The organism is Psychrobacter lutiphocae DSM 21542 (assembly GCF_000382145.1).
GTDB classification, from domain to species: Bacteria; Pseudomonadota; Gammaproteobacteria; order Pseudomonadales; family Moraxellaceae; genus Psychrobacter; species Psychrobacter lutiphocae.
The window spans coordinates 37,970-62,638 of sequence record NZ_KB907641.1 but is presented as its reverse complement, the minus strand read 5'-3'; the positions used below and the strand labels follow the sequence as shown (position 1 = coordinate 62,638).

Annotated in this window: 15 protein-coding genes and 1 rRNA gene; 4 read left to right on the top strand and 12 right to left on the bottom strand. The window is 41.4% G+C overall.

The annotated features are described in order from the left end of the window. Positions 1-92: 92 nt before the first annotated feature. Positions 93-206, top strand: a 5S ribosomal RNA gene (rrf, locus tag H140_RS0108640). 255 nt (positions 207-461) lie between these two features. Here rrf and H140_RS0108635 read toward each other — a convergent pair. The 5 genes from H140_RS0108635 to H140_RS0108615 all read right to left on the bottom strand — a co-directional run bounded on the left by H140_RS0108635 (position 462) and on the right by H140_RS0108615 (position 5,968). Further along, a complete protein-coding gene (locus H140_RS0108635; RefSeq protein WP_019673261.1) occupies positions 462-1,241 on the bottom strand; it encodes a carbonic anhydrase in 780 nt (259 codons plus the stop codon). A gap of 267 nt (positions 1,242-1,508) precedes the next feature. Then, the gene (locus H140_RS0108630) at positions 1,509-2,408 is read right to left on the bottom strand and encodes an ABC transporter ATP-binding protein (protein WP_019673260.1); all 900 of its coding nucleotides are present in this window, start codon (positions 2,406-2,408) and stop codon (positions 1,509-1,511) included. A gap of 175 nt (positions 2,409-2,583) precedes the next feature. Next, entirely contained in the window at positions 2,584-3,606 is a 1,023-nt protein-coding gene (locus H140_RS0108625; RefSeq protein WP_019673259.1) for a FecCD family ABC transporter permease, read from the bottom strand. Positions 3,607-3,653: 47 nt separating this feature from the next. Then, positions 3,654-4,475 carry a heme/hemin ABC transporter substrate-binding protein gene (locus H140_RS0108620; protein ID WP_019673258.1) on the bottom strand — a complete coding sequence of 274 codons (822 nt, stop codon included), beginning with the start codon at positions 4,473-4,475 and terminating at the stop codon, positions 3,654-3,656. Positions 4,476-4,789: 314 nt separating this feature from the next. Further along, complete coding sequence (locus H140_RS0108615) at positions 4,790-5,968, bottom strand: ChuX/HutX family heme-like substrate-binding protein (protein WP_019673257.1); 1,179 nt, start codon at positions 5,966-5,968, stop codon at positions 4,790-4,792. Positions 5,969-6,435: 467 nt separating this feature from the next. Between H140_RS0108615 and H140_RS15185 the strand changes: the two genes are divergently transcribed. The 3 genes from H140_RS15185 (at position 6,436) to H140_RS0108605 (ending at position 9,398) form a co-directional block, all read left to right on the top strand. Beyond that, positions 6,436-6,933 carry a TonB-dependent receptor plug domain-containing protein gene (locus H140_RS15185; protein WP_019673256.1) on the top strand — a complete coding sequence of 166 codons (498 nt, stop codon included), beginning with the start codon at positions 6,436-6,438 and terminating at the stop codon, positions 6,931-6,933. Between the two features lie 3 nt (positions 6,934-6,936). Beyond that, on the top strand, positions 6,937-8,547 hold the full coding sequence (locus H140_RS14940; RefSeq protein ID WP_019673255.1) for a TonB-dependent receptor plug domain-containing protein: 1,611 nt from the start codon (positions 6,937-6,939) through the stop codon (positions 8,545-8,547). A gap of 284 nt (positions 8,548-8,831) precedes the next feature. Beyond that, complete coding sequence (locus tag H140_RS0108605) at positions 8,832-9,398, top strand: NADPH-dependent FMN reductase (protein WP_019673254.1); 567 nt, start codon at positions 8,832-8,834, stop codon at positions 9,396-9,398. 316 nt (positions 9,399-9,714) lie between these two features. On the opposite strand, the gene H140_RS0108600 is transcribed toward H140_RS0108605, so the two are convergent. The 7 genes from H140_RS0108600 to H140_RS14305 form a co-directional block, all read right to left on the bottom strand. Further along, positions 9,715-10,902, bottom strand: a complete 1,188-nt coding sequence (locus tag H140_RS0108600) for a sugar transporter (protein ID WP_019673253.1) — start codon at positions 10,900-10,902, stop codon at positions 9,715-9,717. Positions 10,903-11,892: 990 nt separating this feature from the next. Then, positions 11,893-13,686: a potassium/proton antiporter gene (locus H140_RS0108595; RefSeq protein ID WP_019673252.1), complete on the bottom strand. Its 1,794-nt coding sequence runs from the start codon at positions 13,684-13,686 to the stop codon at positions 11,893-11,895. 604 nt (positions 13,687-14,290) lie between these two features. Further along, positions 14,291-18,499: a hemagglutinin repeat-containing protein gene (locus tag H140_RS0108590; protein WP_019673251.1), complete on the bottom strand. Its 4,209-nt coding sequence runs from the start codon at positions 18,497-18,499 to the stop codon at positions 14,291-14,293. A 389-nt stretch (positions 18,500-18,888) separates the two neighbouring features. After that, positions 18,889-20,070, bottom strand: coding sequence for an ABC transporter permease (locus tag H140_RS0108585; protein ID WP_019673250.1), 1,182 nt, complete (start codon positions 20,068-20,070; stop codon positions 18,889-18,891). Beyond that, positions 20,070-21,488: an ABC transporter permease gene (locus H140_RS0108580; protein WP_019673249.1), complete on the bottom strand. Its 1,419-nt coding sequence runs from the start codon at positions 21,486-21,488 to the stop codon at positions 20,070-20,072. Before H140_RS0108580 ends, H140_RS0108585 begins: the two co-directional genes overlap by 1 nt. A 48-nt stretch (positions 21,489-21,536) precedes the next feature. Beyond that, the gene (locus H140_RS0108575; protein WP_019673248.1) at positions 21,537-22,622 is read right to left on the bottom strand and encodes an HlyD family secretion protein; all 1,086 of its coding nucleotides are present in this window, start codon (positions 22,620-22,622) and stop codon (positions 21,537-21,539) included. 148 nt (positions 22,623-22,770) lie between these two features. After that, positions 22,771-24,495 carry a TolC family protein gene (locus tag H140_RS14305; RefSeq protein WP_019673247.1) on the bottom strand — a complete coding sequence of 575 codons (1,725 nt, stop codon included), beginning with the start codon at positions 24,493-24,495 and terminating at the stop codon, positions 22,771-22,773. Between the last annotated feature and the right edge of the window lie 174 nt (positions 24,496-24,669).

Sequence of the window (24,669 nt, the reverse complement as noted above, 5' to 3'; positions counted from 1 at the left end):
TATTTATAGCAACCTTGATTCAGGTTCTTGATATTACTAGTCAATACAAAGTTAAGCTAACACCTTAACCAACTCATATCTATACCCCCTTTGCTGACGACAATAGCACGATGGAACCACCTGATCCCTTCCCGAACTCAGAAGTGAAACATCGTAGCGCCGATGGTAGTGTGGTTCGCCCATGTGAGAGTAGGTCATCGTCAGCTCCCTATACCTTAAAGCCCCCGTTCATTAATTTGAATGGGGGCTTTTTTTGTCTGCTACTTTTAGCTTTGAGTGATTGTCGCTGTGGATGAAGCTCTAAGGTTGCTAGGGTAAAAGGTTACTGAGAGCCAGCTATCGTTAGCGATAAGCTGTTGCTTTTCGTTGCGGACAGAAGTCAATGAAAAGCCCCCGACAGTTAAAACTGTCGGGGGCTTTTGTGATCTAAAATTTATTATTATATTAATGATAACTTAGGTTTATTTTACTTGTACGATTTTACGATGACCTAGTGGTTGAACCGGTCTGTTATTATTAGGGTATAGCACTTTTAAAACACCTAAATCTTTTTCAGATACTGATAATGGGGTGTCTACAACATACCAGTCTACTTTTTCTGAGCATGGTGGCGTTGTTAGCGAGCCATCATAGTGATAGAAGGCAGAGTTAGCTGGAATTAAGGCATTAATATTAATATTTTCCGCCAGAGCTTCTTTACCTGTACGGCTTGCAGCTTCACTGCTGGTCACAAGGCTGGTTAACTGATCAGTAGCAGCCGAAGGATTTAGCATGACGCCAACGACAGCTAGGTCACCGTCAGCATTTGCATGGACGAAGTGCAGCTCACCTGGGTAGTAAGTACCTGAGAATTGGTGCTCGCTTGGCGTGTGGTAGTGGAATTGTTGTAGTGTATAAGTTTCACCATTAATAGTGGTTATGTTATTGCTTTTTGTTGGGGTATAAACAATGGTATGACCATTATCAACAACTTTCATATCACTGTTTTTAAATTGGATCTTAGGTGCTGCAAGGCTTGACGCTTCCACTTTTGTGATATTTACAGGTGATTGTTCTTGGCCGGTTTTACAAACTTCGTAGCCTTCTATATTGCCCCAGTATTGTGGTGCTGTTTCACCTGTATATGACCAACTGGCTGATTGTGTGCTATCGGGTTGGACAGTGCTACATGCACTTAATGCTAAAGCAACAGAGACAGTTAAGATAGCGGATAATTTTTTTTGTGTTGTTATAGTAGTCATTGATATTCCTTTTGGGAAAGTTGGTTAATAAAAAATTATTCTTTGTAAATAGCAATTTACATCAGGCGTAAAACTTGTGATGCTCATACGTTAAGAATAATCTTCGTATAGAGTAACGAAAATTTAGTTATTACGATATGTTGAGTACATAAATCATACAGTATTTGTTTATTAAAGTTGCTATGTGAGGTTGCCTTACGACAAATGTGTTGGCTATGAGAGGTTATATTAAGAGTTCTGGGCTAACTGTTTAAATTTATTCCACAGCTATATAAACAGTCGCCCATCTTGAGTGTCATATGTGGCAATATCTACGTCATATACTAAGCTTAAATTGTTTTTATTCATGACTTCATAGCTAGTGCCTTGTTGTACCACTTTGCCTTGGTGTAATAACACGACATTATCACTATAATTATAAGCATGGGCCAGATCATGCAGTACCATTAGGATGGTTTTCTTTTCTTGTTGTACTAGATTTTTTAAATAACTCAGTAGATAGCGTTGATGACGAATGTCCAAATGATTAGTCGGCTCATCGAGCATTAAAATTTGAGTTTGTTGCATTAAAGCGCGTACCACAGCGAGCCTTTGCTTTTCACCACCAGAGAGGGATTGCACCCTGCTATCCTTGAGCGATAACAGCTCAAAGTCTTGTAGCAAAGTAAGTGCCTTTTGTGCATCAGACTTTTTCGGTGTTTGATACCATGCCAGTTGTGGTGATACGCCAAGTAGAGCATACTCAAGCACAGTGAGCGGTAGCTCAAATCGTTCATGCTGGCCTACCCAAGCTATTTGTCCTGGTTGATGTAGGGGAGTTGGTGTTATTAGCTTAGATGCTGATATGTTTGATGATGTTGTTGATATATTACGATGAGTAGCTGAGATTGGGCGAGTATTGCAGTTAGGATATTTGCGCTTCAGTGGCTTATAATCGATATCTGCCTGTATTTTAAGTCCTAAGTTTTGAGAGCTACTTGGAGTGTTAGGTTGGTGGGTTAGTAGGCTTTTTAATAAGGTGCTTTTTCCAGCACCATTTGGACCAATAAAGGTAGTGAGCTGCTGCTGATATAAATTTAATTGCTGGATATCCAATAAAGTCTTGTGGCCACTATTTACTTTCAGCTGTTTAATATTACATAATAATGGTGGTTGAGCAGGTGTCATAGCAACTCTTTAAATTGAAGTCTGATTGAAGTTTGAAGTGTTTAAGAGCAATGATAAATATTAAGTGTGCATGAGTGTATTCATTCGTTGAGAATATCGAGTATCAAGGTATCTGTCGTTATAATATGCGAGTTAAGCTGCTGATACTGTACTGATAAATTACTGAACTGATAAGTTAAGGGCGGCGATGCATAAACAACCATATAAAAAAAGGACCGCCGAGCAAGGCTAACACAATACCAATAGGCACATCGATTGGATAGGCAATATGACGTGCTAAGCTGTCAATAATTAATAACAGTAAGGCACCTAGCCAGCCTGACCAAATCATTAGTCGCATTCTTCCACCGCCAAATAATAAGGCTAATAAATTAGGCACCATCATGCCAATAAAGCCGATAACCCCAGACATAGATACTGCTGCTCCAGTTAACAAAGCACAGGCAACAATGACTAAGGTGCGCACCCTATTTACCTTGATGCCCAATGAGATTGCAGTGGTTTCACCAAGCATTAATCCATCGAGCTGACGACCAAAAGGCAAAATAATTATTAAACCTAGCACAATACTGGCGATGGCATAGCGTAAGGGGACAAATCCAGCTTCAGCCATACTTCCAGCTAGCCAGTTGGTGGCGCTACGCAGTACCATGTCATTAGATAAAAATAAAATCAAACTGACTAAAGCACCACAAAATGCACTGATCACAAAACCTAAAATTAGTAACCCCATCTGGCCTCCACCTAACCAGCGGTGACAGCCTAAAATAAACAAGCATACTAATAAACTGCCCAAAAAAGCGGCTAAAGGAACACCAACACCACTAATGCCTAGCGCTAAGACTAGTACCACACCAAGTGCTGCGCCCCCTGATGTACCAATTAAGCTTGGGTCTGCTAAGGGGTTTTCAAATAAGGCTTGTAGTGCTGCACCGCTAATGGACAAGGCCAGACCAACCAATAAAGCGGTAGCTATGCGTGGGTAGCGTAATTGCCATAAGCTACCTTCTAGTTGCCGCGGGTCATGCCACTCCCCAAAGCCAACTCCCAAGCTTAGCCAGATAATCAGCACGGAGAGTAGGGCAGCTATGGTATAAAAGATAGCTTGTTTATAAACCAACCTACCAATAGGTTGTGCTAACTGTTTTATCTGCTGACCATCGGTAGAGGTTGAGTCAGAAGAGAATAAATTTGACATAATAGGGGTTACCAGATTAAGTGATTGCCAGATACAGAATGTCAGTCTTATTTGGCCAGTTGATGCAATCTATTAACGATTGTTGGAGAAGTTAATCCATAACGCAAAAAGTCATCAGCTGGCCAAAAGTAGATTTTGCTATTTTTGGCTGCTGGACTGTTAATTATCTCAGGGCGTTGACTAAAACTTGCCACAGAGCCAAGCATTGGTTTGTTGTGATCGGCTATGATAATGATATCTGGTCTGGCAGCCATCCAGCCCTCGCGTGATAGAGGTTTTAATCCAGATACATTAGCTGCATTAATCCCACCAGCTCGTTGAATTAAGGTATCAGCAACCGTTCCTTTTCCTGCCACAATACGACCATCATAGCTCAGTAGATAGCGGGTCTTGGTGGCAGGTTTGGCACTCATTTGTTGACGCCAGCTGTTAGCTAAACGGTTAGCTTTGGTGCTTTGATTGACATAACCACCGATCTGTTTGATGCTGTTGGCAAAGGTATTAACATCCTCTTTAGGTGCCACATTGACAGCTTTGATATTGAGCTGATTTAAGCGCTGATAAATACTGGTTGGCTGCGCCATATAACTGCCTAGTACCAGATCTGGTTTGACTGATAATACAGACTCTGCAGTGATGTTGCGGTGGCTGCCGACTGTGGGTACAGATTTTAATTTGGGGTTGCTATTAAAGCTGTTTTTTCCCACTACCTTATCGGTACTGTCTAACGCTACTAAGATATCTGCTACGTCAGGGGTTAAAGCGACAATGCGGTTATAAGCCTGTGCATTGTTTGCAATACCAGTGGTGCCGATGAGCAACACGGCAGATAACAGTGCAGAATTTTGTTTAAATGTATAGCTAAACATGGCGAATCCTATATGTTTTAACCCATAAAGGTTGGGGTTGTAGTGGTTGATATAATCTATTTACTTTAAACCTGCTAACGAATTGTTAGCAAAATTAGCTAGGGCTTACGCACGAGTAGATATGATGGCAACTGGTAATCATTTATGAGTCCTCTAAAGGTAGAGCCAGACGCTGCATACATAATAACCAGCCGCTTTTAAAGCCTTGAAATCGTATTTTTGCGTAAGTCCTATTAGCTTGATTACTTAAACCTGGTTTACCTTATGGCTAATAGCTATTGGTTAGTTAGTGGCTCTCAGTTAGTAACAAATAGTTAGTTAGTGGTTAATGAATGCTGTTTAACTAACTGGGCGCACATCTGCTGCCAATATGTTTTTTCTGCCTCACCTTCTTGGCGCTGACCAAAGAAGCTGATGATACTTTTTCCAGTCTCATCAAATCCCTCGATACAAGTGACAACCCCATCTTTGGTTGGACGTTTGACACACCACACCTGTGCTAAAGCGTTATCTTTAAGGTGTAGGGTAAAATTAGTTTGGTCTTTGTCTAAGATGTTAATCCAATCTCCGATACGCTTAATCTGATGTACAGCCCCAGTTTGAATTTGTACCACCCCGTTATTACCGACAAAGGTCATAATAGGTTGGCCACTTTGCTGTGCTAAGTTTAATAAACTGTCTATCGCTTGCGGTTCAAGCTGTTGGGTCATCCCATCTGGTGCTTGTCGATAGCTACTGGCACGATCTAGATTTAAATTTTTTAAAATAAAGTGAAACTGATGTACATCCTGCATTTGTCGCCATTGCTGTTGCAAACTTTGTTTGTCTTGTGTTGTTAACGCTTTATATTTCCAGGCTGGGGAGGCTTTGGGTGTTGGTAGATTTGCAATGACTTTGGCAATTTGCTGTGGTTCAGTTAGTGCTTGCTCTGAGATTAAGCTCTGCCACTGTGTCACAGCTGTTTGGCTATAATCACGCAAAAATACTTTAGCGATCGCAGCCCCTTTGTCATCAAAAAACTGAATACTAAAAGAGCCAGGTATCTCATGAGTCGCTTTGCTGACATCTGTGATGGCTAGCATATATTGCCATCGTTCAATAAAAAAGCGTAAATCAAGACCACCGACATTTAAGGCAATACCCATGTGCTTGCCAAGTTTTACGTTTTCTAACTTACCAATTTTCTCATGTACAGCCAGCTCATTTCTAACAATACTTTCAACCTTATTAAAGTCGGTCAGTTGTTGCAGTACGTGTCGGCAGTCTGTACCTAAGTACTGACTGTATGGTGAAGCCAAGAGAAGTTCAAACTCACTGACATTCAATTTTTTAGCACCTTCTAATGGGAATAAAAAATGGTCATTGACTTTAAGTTGTTGATAGCGTTGCCATAGTGCGCTGTTTTTTTTAGTTTGGTTTTGAGCGCTGGGTTGCAGGTTCGTTTCAAGATCTGTTTGGCTATTTGTATCAGTCTTAGCGTGTAGTGTTGCCATAGATTTTAAGTTCCAAGTTTCTGTTTAGGTTATTGGTCTATCCAGTTGTTTATTGAGTCCATACTAATTGAGTTCATACTCAAAATAAGAAAGCGAAATAAGAAAGCGTTGTTCGTGGTTCAAAGTCATTTATTTTTAAATTACTTAGTGCGGTATCAGTGTTGATAGAAAATATTACACTTATGATGAGTATAATGAAAAACAACAAAAGTGTAAATGATAATAATTATCATAAACTAATTGAAACTCATTTACGTTTAATATACAGTGTTCATAAAATATAAAAGATCAGCAATCTTTTTGATGTTCAATATTTGATGCGATCAGTTGTAAATGTTTAACAGATTCTAATCAAAGCAAAAAGATTATTAATTAGCAGTGCAATTAAATCTGATGATTTGACAAATAAAGTAAAGATAAATAAAGGCCATAAAAACTTGAACTAATATTTACATAAAAGGCTTACTATGACTCAAACTACCCCTCTTGTTCATCCCCTAAAATCAGCTATCGTTCATGCAATGCAGCGTAGTACGATTATCGTCTTAGGAGCGTGTGGCAGCTATGCTGTTGCTAATGATAATATAGCGCAACGCTCAGATACCATGCCCTCCATCACCTTAGAGCCAATTGTGGTGACATCAACTCGCTCATATAAGAGGTTAAGTGAAGCGCCTATTGCAGTCCAAGTTGTGGATAAGGCGACATTGCAGCAACATCATGCACATACGTTAAAAGATGCTTTGGCACTATTACCTAGTGTCTATTTGACCCCTTTGCATGGAAAAACGGGGTATGAAGTTAGAATGCAAGGGTTCACTGGAGATCAGGTGCTGGTGTTGATAGATGGGCTACCAGTATCCTCTAGCACTGGGTCAACATTTGATATTAGTCAATATCTAAATGCAGATGTGGAGCAAATAGAAGTCATACAGGGCGCAGCATCTGCACAATATGGTAGTTAAGCGATGGGTGGGGTAATCAATATTATTACCAGACCAATCACTGAGTCACGAGCCTCTATCACAGCTGAGCTAGGGACTAACTGGTCACAAAATCCCTCTGATAAGAAGTTTGATAATAATTATAGTTTTGTAGAAGGGAGGATGGAGGGAGCGATATCGTCTGATAAGCGCCTCAAAGCAAGATTATCGGGCTCGTATATGGACGATAAAGGCTTGACTGTTGATCAAGCTAAGTGGCCAAATCTAAAAGATGCTTCAGAACAAAAGCAGGTGCAAGCTAGAATTAGCTTTACGCCTAATATCAATGAAGTAAATACTGCAAACCCAAGTAGTCAATACTGGCTAGACGCAGGGTATTATGAAGAAGATGATACCAGTCGCTTTAATTATGTGAGTCGTGGCGGTACATTTGCGCAGCAACGTGATGAGGAGATAAAGCGAAAAAGGTTCAGTGCTGGTGGTTATACTAAATTTGCAGCCAATAGTCATACAAACCCTTACAAACTATCAGGCTCAGTACTGCATGAAGAATACGACAGTGAGTCTAATACAACGACACATAGCAGTGTTAGAATACCTGATAGTACGCGAGAGTTTAACTCTACTATAAAGCTTGCACAGATACAGCTGGATTTACCTGTAATATATAGTGGCGATAATCAGTCGCATGCCATACAAATAGGTGCAAAATATCAAAAGGAAGAGTCAGAGCAAATAAAAGATAATGTTTCAGAGTTGGCGGCTAATAAGGTAGATAGAGATGCGACAGAGGTCTATCTTCAGGATGACTGGATGCTTGGAGATGACACAGAGCTTGTTGCAGGAGTTCGCTACCAAGATGATAGTGATTTTGGCAGTCACTATGCGCCTAAAATAGCTCTTAAACAAGATTTTTATGATCAATCTAACCGTAAACATTCAGTTAGAGCCAGTATTGGTCGAGGATATCGTGTACCAAATTTAAAAGAGCGCTATTATTTCTTTGATCATAGCCAATATGGTTACCAAGTAATGGGTAACCCAAATCTTGAACCTGAGAAATCAACCAGTTACCAAATAGGCTATCAAACCAGTTTAAGTGACAGTTTTGATATTAGTATTAATGGCTTTTATAACGATGTCAAAAACTTAATTCAAACAGATCGTAATAATCCTGTTATGCAAGGAAGAACTGCTGTTTTTTATTATGATAATGTTGAAAAAGCAAAAACTTATGGTGCTGATGTTGGTCTAAACTTTAGGTTAAATAATGAGCTGGACTTCAATGTTGGCTATGCCTATTTACAGACTGAAAATAAAAAAACTGGCTCAGATCTAACTTACAGCCCAGAACATAAAGTTACGGCCAATGCTCGTTATCAGGCAACTGATAAGTTACAACTTATTCAACAAATACGTTATGAGTCAAAACAACTGGTCGATACTGGCAATAAGGCTTACTCACCAAGCTGGTGGGGGGTTGATGTAAAGGCAAACTATAATGCGACACCAAATTTTGATGTTTATATGGCAATTAACAACTTATTTGATGAACAGCGAAGCGCGTATGATCCAGATGACTTTAGCCCTATTGATAACCGCCAATGGCTGGTTGGTGCCAGCTATCACTGGTAATTGGTAAATCACTGCACGAGTTGAGACACGTACTGGACTCTAAAAAAAAGCAGGAATGACCTGCTTTTTTTTATGTTCGCTTGTTTTGATTATTTAGTATCAGAGAACATTTAGCATAAGAATAGTCTTTATTTTTTTAATGATATTGATAATCATTATCATATATAATACCTTGACGATGCTTAGTGGCTATACAGCCCCTAGTTAGCGTTAATACAAAAAGCTATCTATCCATAAAGTTGTAGGGTCTGCTCAACAGACCTTAATCATAATAGGAAGTAATCATGAAAAAAATCAGTATCTTAGTTGGTAGTCTGCGTCAAGGTTCTTTTGCACGCAAAATAGCAAAAAACACCCTTGCTATGTTTCCTGAAAATTACGAGGTACAAATTGTAGAAATCGGTCATCTACCACTATATAACTTCGATTATGATGATCCAAATATGTCAGAGTTTCCTTTACCAGAGTCTTATACTGAGTTTCGAGAGACAATTAAAGCTTCTGATGGTGTGTTGTTTGTGACACCTGAAAACAATAGAACTATTCCAGCATGCTTAAAAAATGCAGTAGATATTTGTTCAAAACCCAATGATGATGTCGCTTGGACAAACAAGCCAAATGGTATTATTAGCCACTCAGTTGGCAAAATGGGTGGTTATAGTAGTCAAAAAAATCTGCGCCTTGCTTTGTCTTACTTTGATATGCCATCGTTAGGGCAGCCAGAAGTATTTTTAGGTAACTCACCAAACTATTTTGATGAAGATGGCAATATTAATGCAGAAAGAACGGTTAAGTTTATTCAAGATTATATTGACCGTTTTGTCAAACTTGTAGAGTCAACATCAGCTTAAATAGATTTTGATTGATTTGATATAACTAACCTCACTCTCAACTCTTAATATAGACAGTGGTTTTAGCTTAGCATATTTGATTAAAGTTACGTTTTTTTGGGTTAAAAGTACCCGTTTAAATCGAGTTTTAATAAGTTTATGTTGAGAATGAGGTATGACTATAAAGTGACCGACCGCAGATAGCAGTCAGGGCTTAAAGCAGAAGCGGGATCTAGGTCGGTCAACATCGGTAGTACACTTAACGTAAATAGGTTATACCTTGTCTTTAGTTGTCTTTAGTTGTCGTTATGTTGATATGAGGGATAGGCTAGCGGTGTTAACGCATCGAAGGAAAACGGCGAATCATATACACTATCAGAATAATAGCGATACTAGATATGCTGGATCCAACCAAGCCAATACTAGATAAGGATAAAGTGGTAACAGCATACCCACCAATTAGTGCACCAGAGCCAATACCCAAATTAATGATCCCTGAAAACATTGACATTAGCATATCTTGCGCATCAGCATCGACCATTAATACCTTGGACTGCATTGAAATAATCAGTAGCATTAAAGCAGTTCCCCAAAGTAGAGCAGTTAAGCTCAGTAACCAACCTGATGATACCACTGACAATAGTGTTAACATTGATATCAGCATGATAATGGTAGAAATCACCATGAGCTGTGTATCATGTCTGTCACCCCAACGACTAAAGATAATGCTACCAAGGATACCCGCACCCCCAAACAATAGTAAAATAAAGGTCGCAAAGCTTTCGCTGACGCTCCCGATCTCTCTCATGAAAGGCTCGATATAAGAGTAGGCGGTATAGTGTGCCGTAAAGACAAGAAAAATAAGTAGATATAAGCAAATTAATAAAGGATTTTTTAGCAATTCAGGTACTTTGCTAAATGTACCCTTAAACATACTTGGCAAGGTAGGTAATAGCTTTGCTTGTAGCACAAAAACAACGAAAGCAACTGCACCAATCCCACCAAAAGTCGTACGCCATCCAAACCATTGACCTATCAATCGTCCAAGTGGAACGCCTAGAACCATAGCAAGAGAGGTACCTGTTGCGATAATGCTTAGTGCTAATGCCTTTTTGCCTTCTGGAGCAACTCGAATGGCGATGGCAGCGGTGATAGACCAAAATATTGCGTGAGCAAAGGCAATACCTATTCGGCTAATAAGTAAGACATTAAAACTCCATGCAAATACAGAGAGCAGGTGGCTGACAATAAATACCGCAAATATACCTAACAATAAACGTTTGCGTTCAAAGTTACGAGTTAATAGCATCAAAGGGAGTGACATAGCAGCGACTATCCACGCATAAAGGGTGAGCATCCAGCCAGTTTCTGCGGTGGTGATGGCAAAGTCATTTGCGATATCACTTAATAGTGCAACAGGGATAAACTCAGTTGTATTCATCACAAAAGCACTGATGCCCATGAGTAGCACACGGGTATATTGAGTACGGAGAGTAGATTGGTTGGCGTTGAGCAATTGTTTCATAAAGTTTGATGAGGTAGGTTAAATACCCAATGTGATAGGTTGATATTAGGGCTTGTTGCACCTTGGTATTAGTAGATAAAGCTGGGCAACAGCCTTTTATTTGCTGTAAATCAGCAGTACTATTATATTAACTCTCTCTGCACACGACAAAAAAAGCAAAAAAGCTGACTAAGGACAAGGCATAATAGTAATTTTTTTCACGAACCACACTATGCCAAACCTTAATCAGCTCATAAGTATATTATCGCAAAACCTAACCATGAACAAGGCAAGACCAACCTGTTTAGCCTTAATTATTCTAGCGATCATACAAGTACAAAGCAGTAGCCTTAAACAAATAGCAAGAGGATTTATAAAGCCTGGTTAAAATGGCTAAATAAAGAGCAAATAAAGTTTTGCATTCGCATCACACACAACACCTTGGTACCTAATCATCAGGGTAAATTGGTGCAAGTAAAAACATCATTACCTCATCTATCTCATCATGAAACGTTTATGTTAGCCAGAGTCGTTTGCGTATATGGCGTTAAAGTTCGTCTATTTGCAAGGCGTGATACGGACAATGATTATGTCATTGTGGCGACCAACAATTTATAGCTAAACTCAAATTAAAATACACACTCTGTATTACCTTTGAGGTCGCATTTATTGGTGCGTGGAACGACACCCTACCGATGGTTTTGTGTATTAAAATATAGTGTTAGCAATAGAGCCTACGGGTGTGGGATTAAGGCTGTACAGCAATACCCTAAAAGACGAAAGCTTAAGAAACAAGGTCGACCCCAGCAAAGTTTGTTTGCTATTGGTTTGGATATCCTGATTGATGGTTTGCGTGCGTATTTCTTTGCTGGTAATCGACGTGTGTTTGAGATTTTGGTAAGTTATTTGTCTCCTAGACCACGACCTTTGAGGCTTTGAGCATTTTTGTCGTGTACAAAGCGTGTAAATACAGCGCCTAAGTCTGTTATTGACTGCTTGCTAAAACTTGGGTTATTTGTTTTTTGGCTGATAATGCTTTAAACCAATTGTACGTAGCTTACCGTTATCATCAATATCTGTAATAATGAGCGACCACTCATCATTGATATAAACTTTATCACCAGGTACAGGAGTTGCCTGTAAATTGGCCTTGATATATTCAGCAGCTGTCAGTTGCCATATATTGGCAGAAGCAGGTGCGTTGGGCGATGATTTGATGTTTTTTAGTGGTGGATTAATGGCTGTTGTTGCTTCATTAAAAAACGGCAAGTCGCCAAGTTTAACGTTTGGTGAGATCATCCAATCGCCATAAAAGTCATCAATTTTGCGTCGATCTACTTTGATGTCATTAAAAATACGCGCAATTCTAGCAGCGTGATCACCAAGTAAGCCGTACCAGACTCTGTCCCCAAATTGTAGGCGAGTATTTCTATCAACCATGACTATTTTTTCATTACGTACCAAAGCAAAGATGGCAATTTCATCGTTATTAATTTTCGATGAGATATCCTTAGGGTGACGTCCTTTGGCAAATGCACCTGGCTTAACTTCAAATTCATATAAGGTGATACAGGCTTGATTGGAAACCCAAATTTCCATCTCCTCATCAGGCTCTGAGTTATTTGGTACCCGAACTTTAAATAAATTGGCCATAAAGGGAATGGTGGTGCCCTGTAATATCAACGACAAAATAACCACACCAAAAGCAATGTCAAATAGTAAAAATGCATCATCGAGACCAGCAATGACTGGTAGGATTGCTAAGGTAATGGGCACGGCACCTCTGAGACCAACCCAAGCAATAAACCCAATCTCGCGATTATTAAAGCCAAAAGGCTTGGTACCTATATATACGGCAATTGGGCGGGCTACTAAGATCATAAAGGCGGCGATGGCAATGGAGTAATGCCAGACATTAAGCACATTAGAAGGGGTAACTAACAAGCCAAGCACCACGAATAGCACTGCTTGGGATAGCCAGGCAAAGCTATCCATCACCCTCAGTACGTGTTCAGTAGCTCGTACTTTGTGATTTCCAATTAAGATACCAGTCAAATACACCGCCAAGAAGCCACTGCCGCCTAGTAAGTTGGTGGCAGCAAATACCCCAAGGCCGGCAGACATGATTAAGATGGCATACATACCTACTGCCAAATGTACTTTTGGAATGAGCTTGGATAATAGGTAACCAGATAGCAATCCCATGACGACACCAAAGCCAAGCTGTTGTGCAAGTAATATAATAAAGTCTAATGTGGTCTGACCTTCAGGATCTACACTAAGTGCAATTAAGCCGGTGACTAATAAAATGGCAAATGGATCGTTTGCGCCAGATTCAAGCTCTAAGGTGGCTTGTACCCGATCATTTAACTTAACCCCACCGTTACGCAGCAAAGAAAACACCGCCGCTGCATCCGTGGAGCCGACAATGGCTGCCATGAGTAGTCCGATACGCCAATCGACATCTAGTAGCCAAGTAACAAAAAGACCTAAAATGACAACAGTGGCAAATACTCCCCAAGTCGCCAGTACCACAGCGGGTTTGAGTCCGACTCGAAAGGATTTGAATGACGTCCGTAGCCCACCATCCAGTAAGATACAGGCTAGGGCGGCTTGACCAATAAAGTTGGCAATGCCGTATTGTGAAAACTCAATACCCAAGATACCTTCTTCACCAGCAAGCATCCCGACTAATAAAAACAGTAGAAGTAGGGGAAGTCCTAATCGTGCTGATAAGGTGCTGGCCATGATACTTGAGAAAATCAGTATTGCGCCTACTAAATATACAATATTTAGAGTTTCCATCTTATAGATCAGTCCTAGTGAGTTGGTTCAAAGGTGTGATTGATAGGGCGTGTCTTTATTTTGAAAATTTTGACGCTGTATGACAAGATTTAGCTATTTTTAGTTCATTTAAATATCATGGCACGAATTGAAGACACGCCCTAGATAATATGGATCGATATTATAAGCGAGATCTTCAGTTAGGTCAGTTGCTATTAGGTTAATTGCTGTTTGGTTAAGGTCTGCTAGATCAATTAAAGTTGGCGAATTGCTAAAGAGTTAAGAGGTTAACCGTGTTAAGTCATATCCAGTATTACTTGTACTGGTTGGCTTGTAACCATTTTAAAGTTGTTTGATTATACTTTAGAGTTATTTGACTCTACTTTAGATCTGTTGGGCTATATTTTATAAGCATCTAATACCTTTTTCTGAAAAATAACCTATCTTTGTCAAACTCGCTAAACCTACTATTTGTAACGTTTAAACTCGTTATAACGTTTAAACTCGTTGTAGCGTTTGCACTCGTTTTCCTCGAAATTATAATGTTCAGATTTGGTATAACTTTGGAATAAAAACGCGATAAGGCAACTTATCGCGTTGAGTGTCGCTTTAGAGAATTGTAGGTTTAGCGGCTAATAAAGCTTTCTAAATATTGCATGGGGTTGTAGTTTTGGCTTGGGTTAAAACTAAAGTCAAATGAATGCGCACTATCGATAGCATCAGTACCTATGGTGTTGACAGTGCCTCCTACAATCAGTTGATCATCATCAGTGCTGACACCCACTGGTGTGGTCTGTACGGTCGTAGAATCACTATGATGAACATCAATATCTAAAATAGGCTTTACACCAGCAATAGTGCCATTACTAATGTCTGAAATAAGTTGAGATCCAGCATTTTCTGGTGTGTATTTAACAGGAGAGCCTTCCGTTCCAATGGCGATATTTACCTCAGTTTGATTATTATGGCCTTGTAATGTTTCATTAGTTACATTGCCTGCGATATTGCCTTGTGTCGTATCAGACACTAGGCTACTGCCTGTGATATTGACATTACCGCCCACGTTAAGAGTTGCGTTTTGTCCGATGTTTACGTTAGCAGGTGTATGTGAAAGACTGTTTCCAGTATTTACGCCAACGCTGATATTGCCAGCTTTCGGAATGAATGTATCGTTTTCTTTCTTGGTTTCAACCTTTCCACCAAGCTCAACAGAGGTGTGTTTATCCGTGTTATTGCCTGCAGTAATGTTTAAGTCACCACTAGTCTTGATAGTGGCATTGTCAGCGCTAACGTTGACATGGCTTAGATTCACGCTATCATCGGCGTTTATGTTAAGTTTGCCAGCTTTAACATTGCTAGTGCCAGTATTCTGGCTTTGGCTGGTGCCAGCACTAATCTTACCGCCAAGATCTAGGCTGTTGCCACCTGCACCGACTTTAACATTTGCGTTAACAGCTCCTGAGGCGTTATGTGCTGTACTTGTTGTGCCTGCAATATTGGCTGTATCGGTGTCAATATTGAGTTTGTCAGTAGTAAGGTTAGTGCCTTGAACGTTGACGGTGCCATTAGGCTCAGTCGTTGAGAGGTTAACATTGCCTGCTGTAACTGTATTATTGACACCTTCAACTGATGCGCCATTATGCCCGTTTGCACCGACTGATATACCAACTGATGGTTTTGGAGTTGGTTTGTCAAGAGCAAGACCGCCTACATTGACGCTGATATCAAAGCCGCCGCCTGAAGCATTGCTGGTATTTTCAGATTGTACAAGGCTTACCTCTTTGCCTGCATCAATATTAAGGTTGCCAGGTGTGGTGATGTCGCTTTGAGAAACGACTGTGTCATCACCGTGAATATTGACGTTTGCAGCAGTAATAGTAGCTGGTTTAGCAGATGTGGTGCCTGCTTTATCATGTTGGAAATTGGCCGATACACCAACGGATGCTGTGGGGCTTGTGCCTTCAAGACCACCAAGACCAATGTTAATACTTGCACCACCAGAGTTGTTAGTATCTTGTGTGCTATCGTAGCCTGAGGCAAGTGTCACGTCCTTCGCTGAAAGGTTTACATCACCTGTTGCTTCATAATGTGTGCCTTCATCATGGAGTGTATTCTTAGCATTTTCATTGATAGTACCTGCTGTAATAGTAGTGCCTGAACCTTGAGTTTCTACTTTATTATTACCAGAGCCACTAGCGCCAATATTTAGTCCAGCGCTGATGCCGCCTTTATAACCAACTGAGGCTGAGATACCAATATTTACATCGATATTTTTATCAGTAGTGCTATGAGTGCTGTGAGCTTGGTCATGGATAATATTATTTGCTTGCTCATTGATAGTATCTTTAGCGCTTATCTGAGTGCCTGAATGGTGTATGTCATTATCTGCGGTGATATTGACGTTCTGTCCGCTTAGTTCGGAAGCAACAGGGGTTGTTGTTTGATCAGATTTTTTCTGATTATTGACATCAATGCCCAATCCAACAGTGACACCTGACTTATCTACTGAACCTTTAGCACCTAAAAAAACATCAGTATGATCGCTTGAAATAGTATGGCTGTTATCTTGTGCTGAAGTTGTGATGTTATCCCCACTAATGTTAAGATCTTTTTCAGAGGTTACGCGACTTCCTGCAATATTAACATCGCCCCCTTTAAGGTTGGTTGTACTGCCTGATACCAGTGAACCTGCTACGGTCTGAGTATTGTCAATATCCTCATTATGGGTAATACCTAAGCCCAAGCGCCAACTGGCAGAGGCATCATAACTTGCCACAGTCGGTAAAGTACTCTCTGCGACAAAGCCAATAGAATCATGGATAGTAGTAACATCGTGAATATCGCTTACACCGACTATATTGAGCGCTTTACCTGCCTCTAGATCTAGTAATCCTGCTGCTTTTACTTTACTACCGACAATATTAATATTTTGATCTGTGACTAATTTTAAATTGGTGTAAGACTCTAAGATAGACGCTTTATTAGTTTTATCTGTGGTGGTGGTCGTGGTGACATCAATAGGAATATCAAAGAGGGTGCCGGTACGATGTAAGTCAACGTTAGTTGTAGTCTCAGTTGCGCCTTTGATATTAAAGTTGCCATGAGGCGAGTTCAAATAAGAGTCTTTAACTGCCAGAACGCGACTACCTGTCAGGTTTAAGCCTTCCGCTGCATCGATATATAATAAATTGCTGGCTTGAACATCGGCACCATTTTGGGTAATGATGGTGGTGTCATTGTTATCGGTTTGTGAGCCAAATAGTCCGCCCCAATAAGTGACTTTATGATCTATATTGTGCGTGGCTTTACTGGTTTCAGCAGTAAATGACACTTTGCCAGGGGTTTTGAACGCCATATCTTTTGCAACTATCTGAGCGCCAGCATACTCTTGATTATCACCACTAACCATCGCAGCTTTATTGGCAAGAATAGCGGCTGGAATATAATAATCTTTACTGGCTGATTCAGAATCAATAACACGTTTTAGTGCAATTGTGCCCAGTCTATTTTCAAAAGTTACATCATGATACTCATTAGCATTGCCACCACTTAAAGCAATTTCACCTGCTGCATTTAGGCGTATTACTGGTGCAACAAACTGCGAAGAATTACCAGTTAAACTGCCTGTTTTTGCATCAATATTTATATGATTACTGCGGATATTAGAACCATACAGAGCAGTGACCTTGTCAGTATGGAATAAGGTTTCTTCTTTTAGACCGCCTTTTTTGGTATTGGTGGCGCGATAAATGGTGTTGATGGTTTTTTCACCATTGATGGCGATATTCCCCCCTTCAAGATTTACTTTGGGGCTAATAATTTGAGTACCAGTGAGCGTCAAGCCATTTGTTGTTTTAATATCTACATTATCCGCTTTAATGCGAGTAGGAAGATAATGCTCACCGATTTGCAATGTCGTAGAGGTAATTAATGGAGAGTCTTTTTTGGAATATTGTTTTTCAAAATATTGTATGTCACCGTGGGCATTTAAGTTGCCGACTTGAGCTTGGAAGTCATTGGCTTCAAACTCAACGCCTTCTACGTCCACTATTGCACGATCATCGGTACTATGTATTTTGATACGTCCTGCTTGCATACTACCCAACAGATTGCCGTCTAACACTTTTGCATTGCGTCTGCCAATAGACTCTGCTGCCAAACTACCATCAGCATTAATTGCAACTTGGTTACGACCCATCACAATATTAATGTTTTGAGCATTTTCAATATCTGTATCGACATAAACTTGAGGAGCAATAAAATTGACGACATCTGTTTTATCAAAATGAACACCGCGATTAACACGAAGTCCACGATCGTTATTGGTGTTATAGCCAGTGAGGTTGCCGTTAGTAACTTCAGGGGTGCCGACAACTAGACTGACTTGAGGTGTGTTAATAAAGCCACAGCCTTCACAAGCAATGCCATTGGGATTGGCTAAAATATAATCAGCCGCCATACCAAATACTTCTTGCTGACCAAGGATTAAAGAGGGGTTGCGGCTAATGACTTCATTTAAAATGACGGTGGCTGCTTGATCTGTGTTTTGGAAGTTAGGGTTAGCATGTAAGTTGCCAGCAAGTACCGAATGACCACTTTGGGTGGCATTATTGAGTACAGCACCTGGTTCAAAGACGGTATATTGATTGTACTTGTTGTGTGATAGCCCTTGTGAGTTTGGAGCAGTGATATCGACAACTTGTACGCCATTAGCCTGTTGTTGTACTTTAACATCCCCTAAGGGACGAATATTTGCCGTTGCTGTACCTACAAGTGAGGTGATCGCAATCAATGCGGTAATACGTCCTGCTGTTGATAATCTCATAGATTTCATGTTAGCCCCTGAATTGAATATGACCTAAATTAAAGGTAAATAGGGTCTGTTGAATATTAATCACTGTGCTTAACAGCAATTTAGGTTTAAAGAAAAAATTATTTTCTTGTAAAAACGAGCTAAATTTTTTCCTACGAAGCTGACAATTTAATAGACCCTAGAATGATTTGTTACGCAAGGCGTTGAATATAAATAAAATTATAAACTAAATATTACAGTTGGTTTATGAAGTATTTATGACTAAAATGCAAATAAAAACAAAAAGGATAACAAAAAACAATATTAAATAGCATCAAACTACATTAAACACTCTTAAAAAGACAGGCTAAAAAATCTGCTATGAGTCGATATCTATCAGACCGCAGGTTGAGGGTATGGAAATATATGCGTCAGTGACTGTTAGTTTTGGGTCTGACTTGTCGATGTTGAATCCAAATAAGTAACGTAAATGCTAGTGCCCATAAGGCTAATAAATGATAAAGATAGCCACTGACATTTGCCAATGACGCACCCATCTGATTCAACTGTACTGACGCATTCATGCCAGAGGTCGAAGGGAATATCCAGCGCACATATTGTAAAGGTGTGGGCAATTGACTGACTGGCCAAGGATAGCCACTTAAAAAGAACATGGGTAGTGAGCTAAAAATCATTATCTGCATACTGCGCTCACGTTCTTTAAACCACATGCCCAAAAAACAGCCTAGGGTAGCGACAGTCGGTGCATAGATGGCCATAAATACCAAGGTACCCAGTATATTGTGGCCACGCGGATAGTTTTGAAACGAAAATACCCAGCCATAATAAAAACAGGCCACGCTAAAGGTGACTGTGCCTAACGCTAAGATACGACCCAACCAGCCGAGCAAGCTGGCATGTTGTTTTTTGTTTTCATGCCAAGTACCAATTAATAAGGCGGTGCCCATCAGCAAGGTTTGTTGCAAAATTAAAATGGCCACAGCAGGCACCACATAAGCACCGTAACCTTCGGTTTTATTAAACAGAGGATCGATGCGCAGGGGCACAGCTTGGGTGCCGGCCATTGCGGTTTTGATATAAGTGCCTTGGGCGACATCGCGTTTGATCTCAACCCCAGCAGAAACCGTGCCTATGGCAGTGGTAAAGCCCATTTGCACTTGTTTATTTAACAAAAAGTAGCTGTTGTTGCCCAATACAGATACATGGGTCGGCTTGCCGGCATAGACATCACTTTCTAAGTTTTTTGGGATAATTAAGTAGCCAGCAATCTGGTCTTGATACATGGCCTCAAGCGCTTGTTGCTCACTGGCAAAGGGTTGTACGCTTAAGTTTGGGCTGGCATCACTGTAACGGCTAATGGTCTTTGACAGCGTACTGCGGTCATAGTCCACTATGCCAACGGGAATCTCTTTTACCACCTCACTGCGATATGGCCAAGGATAAAAAAATCCATAAATAATCGGTGCAATCACCAGCATTAATAACACCCCTTTGTCTTTAAAGACAGCGACTAGGGTGCCCAAAAAGCCTTGCAAAAAGCTGGCATGGGTCAGTTTGTTTTGCGTTAACTCAGCCTTTGGTTTATCTGACATTAACGAGCCCCCCAACGTTGTGGATTTTTAAAAGCGCGCAAACACAATAAGGCGGTGATGACCAAGGTGACACAGACAGCGACAATCAAGCCGACCAAAGTTGGTAAGGCGACAGAGATGGGTGCTAACATCTGCAACTGAGTCAAATGCACCTTTAAATAATGGGTTAAAGGTAACGCATTAGCCCAGCGCTGTGCGCCTTCGCTCATTGCAAGTAACGGGAAGGTGACGCCAGCAAAAGCAAACGAGGGTGCCGATACAAAGCCAGTTGAAGATAGCCCCATGCGCAGTGAAAAACTGGTCAAACTAAAGATTGCGCCCAGCCATAATGAAATCATCATTAACGCCACAAAAGCGACAAATACCACGAGCATGGCGCCAATTGGGGCAGGATGCACCTTGACTGCTAAGGTGATCATCAAGCCACCCCACAGCATATAAAATAATAATGCCCAAATCAGCTTGCCATTAAGTCCGACCACCAAAGCCAAGATAGAGACCTTTTCTGGCATACGTGGCTCGGTGCTTTGATTATCGGTGTTTATTTGATTATCGGTGTTTATTTGCCAGCTGTCATCTAGATTGGCATGCAAAAAGCGAAGTTTTTGTTCTGGTGGAATGTGCTTTAAGGTTTTAAAATCTGGATAAGGCATGTCTGGATAAATCATGGTGTGATACCAAATCGAGAAAGTTTTATCTCGAATTTCACGGCCAATGGTGGTGGCACCGATGACCATGGCCAAGATATGCAATAAGGCAGGAATCACAGTGGCTGCCAAAAACTGCTGATAATTAGTACCAATATTAAATAGGCTAATGCGCTCAATCCCAATGGGTGAATAGCTGACCTTGGCTTGCTCGCTATGAGTGCCTTGTTTGACCAAGCGCTTCATTTCCGCGCCAGCAGAGAAGGTGCCGACCACGGTTTGTACCCCTTTTTGCACAATGCCTGAGTGGGTTCCGTATTGAGCATTGACCTTCAGCACCACAGGGGCAGGCGCGCCTTGATTGAGTTGTTCAGAAAAATCATAAGGAATGACCACCACCGCATAGATTTTCTGGTCGAGCATGGCTGCCTTTGCCTCATGACTGTCTTGGAAAATGGCCTGTACTTTGAGGTCTGGGCTGGTATCCAAAAAGCGGGTGAGGGTACGTGAGTAGCTGCTTTTGCTCTCATCAATCACTCCGATGGGAATATCGACAATATAAGGCTTAGAGAATATCCACCAAATGCTTAAGATGGTTAATAAGGGCAACCACAGCAGCATCATATAGTCCCAAGAATGATGCAATAAAAATCTGCCTTCATAACGGGCACTGCGCAAAAATACAGCGAGCAAGGACGACTTGCGATTGTTTTTATCACCAAATACAATCGATGTTTTGTGGTGCTTATCTGCTTGCGGCTGGGGCATCATCACATCAATCCAATAGTGAGATTAGTTGCTGGTATTTGCATGACTGTTCTATTGAGGCTTGTCAGTAGCCGGCGTATTGCTGGTCTGAGTATTGGCTTGAGCATCCGTTTGTGTGTCTAGGCTAACCAGCACACTCATGCCTGAGCGCACCTTAGGATCTGGTTGCAACGGACGGGCTTTGACTTCAAAGGTACGCACATCAAAGTTATCTTCGGTATTGGTAGCGCGCCATACCGCAAAGTCGGGCATGGCAGCCGTGTTAAATACCTTAAACTGCATTTGGTAAGGATGATCAGCAGTTGATAGCGCAGGAATACTGGCGCTAAATTCCGAGCCAATGCGAAAGTGGCTTAAGTTATCTTCGGTAACATTGAGCACTACCCATTGATCATTGACATCGACCAAGGTCATGATGGGCACGCCTTGACCGACCACCTCACCGGGATTGACAATCACATCATCGACGATACCAGCGATTGGGCTTTTTAAATTGGCTTCATCTTGTGCCACTTGCGCTTCGGCAATCTTGGCATCAACTTGTGCCACTTGTGCACGAGCGGCGGCTTTGTCTTCTTCGCGTGCGCCTTCTAACGCCATTTCATATTGTAGGCGAGCGGCATTGGCTTTGTCTTGATTGGCAGTATATTGAGTATAGGCCTCGTCACGTTTTTGGCGCGCCATCAAGCCCTCTTCATATAAGCGGTTGACACGCTCATAAGTGCTTTTGGCCAAATCAGCAGCAGCTTGGTTGGCTTGCCAAGCTGCTTTGGCTTGCCCGATTTCTTGCGGGCGTGCGCCATTTTGAGCTTTGTCTAATTGGCTTTGTGCCATCTCACGCCCAGCCAGTGCTTGATTCATCTTGGCGGTAATCTCAGGGGAATCCATTTCGATTAATTGCTGACCGACACCGACGCTATCGCCTTCTGTCACCATGATTTTGGCAATACGCCCAGGCACTTTGGCGGCAATGGCGGTGGATTGCATCTCCATTTGGCCTTGTAGCACAATAGGCGCCTCGGTGCTGTTCACGCTTTTTTTCAGACCATAAACGATAACGGCCATGACGATGATGACCACTAGGGTAATAACAATGTTTCTAAGCGTGATGGGACTGGGCTTTTTTAGGGCGTTCATGCAATTTATCCTAAAGATAAAAAAGACTAAAATAAATATTAAGACAATAAAATCAATATCAATTTAACTTAATTACTGGCATATTTAAATAACTAATTATGTTCAACTAACTAATTATGTTCAACTAACAAGGCACTAATAGGCGTGGTTAATAAACCGTTGGTAACTTAATATCAGCAACCGCCATATATTCGTTAAAGGCTTCTGGTGAGCCGATACTTTGCATCAAAGCCGCTAGCGCTTGCACATAATCATTGGCTGCTGCTGCTTGTTCGGTTTGAGCTTGTAAGTATTTGGTTTGCGCTGTGGCCACATCCAATGCGGTATTCACCCCTTCTTGCATCCCTAACTTTTTATAACGCAACAGCTCTTGTGCCAATTGGATATTGGTATTGAGCGACTGATAGCGGACGCGGGCATTTTCCACAGATTGCCAGTTTTTTTCTACCAACAGCAAGATATTATCGCTGACATCAACTTTTGCCAACAAGGCTTGGCGCATTTGCGCTTTGCCAGAAGCTTGTAGCGCACCATTATCGATGCCACCCCACATCTTCCAGCTGGCAGACACCCCTGCTACCCAGCTGGGATCTTTGTCTATTTCATGATAGCCAAATAAGGAAATGGTCGGTCTGCTACCGGCATCGGACAGATGACTTAACGAGGTGGCTTGTGCGTATTTGGCATCCACCTTTTTTAAGCCTGGATGGTTTTGTAGCGCCAAGTTTTGAAAATACTGCAACGACGGCAGGGGTTTGGATGACACAAACAAAGGGGTTGTGGGCTTGACCGGTGTCGGTGAGCGCAATAAGCGCTGCAACGCAGTCATGGCCAGATCTGCATTATGGCGTGCCTTGATGGCCTCACTTTCTGCCTCTGATAAGGCAGTTCTGGCTTCAAGACGCTCAACCCCAGAGATAAAACCTTCTTCTAACAGACGCTGCGCCATATGATCTGTTTCGCGTATGGTGTTAAGTGCATCTTCACGCAGATAGGCGGCCAGTGCGGCCAGTTGCGCGGTGAAGTAACGATTGATTAGCGTGGTCTGCAACTGGTCATTATCCATCAGCGCATCAGCTTGGCTTTCTTCGGTGCGGGCATCAGCAAGCTCAGTAATGGCTTGGGTACGTCCGCCGGTGTAGATAGGCCAAAGTATGGCAACGCCAGCATTGCTGCTGGTTTCTTTACGCTCAAAGTCATAGCTGTTTGGGATGCTGTTATTAATGCCTTCAATTGGGTTAAAAGGCAGACCTGGTAACGGATTAAAGTTAGATAAACCGCTATTAATATTGGATTTGACATCAGATAAGTCAACATCGGCGCCAATGTCATAATGGGTGATGCCGGCGCGCAAAAATATAGACGGTCGGTTTAACCCTTTGGTCGCTTCAGACTGCCATTCGCTGGCAGCAATACCCGCATTATTGCTGGCAAGTTTTGGTGAGACTTGTAGCAGGACATTTTGCGCTTGCCTAAGGCTTAGCCGATCTGATACTTCTATATAGTAGCTGTCATCGATACTAATGCCGGATGCAGGGTCAGTGATATTTTGCAGCGGATAGGTTTGATAGGTACCCGGCTCTAAGTTTTTGCCAATGTCGCTAACGCTTGAGGTAGCTGCTGCCACCGAGTTGGCTGGTGTATGTGTGGCCGAACTAATAGGCGTATTGATATAGCTGTCTGTAGTTTCTGAGGCATGAGCGCAGTTTAGGGTACCAGTGATAAGTGTCAAGGCAGATATAGACGCCATACAAGTCATGGCTTGTTTTAGCTGACAGTGTTTGAGCGCTGTATTTTTGATACTGACCGTATTTGGGTATACAGTGGGACAGTTATCAGCATAATGAAGATATTTTGACTTAAATAATGACATAATGGCGACTAATTAATAGAAGATAGGTACGAATGGGAGCATTATTTTATACTATTTTTAGCAATTTTATTTTACTGCTTAGTTTTTAAGCTTATTTGTAACACTTAAAACAAAGAGATAGTCATATAAAAGAGGTACGGCGTTAACTTCGCTTAGCCAACTTAAGTAGTACTT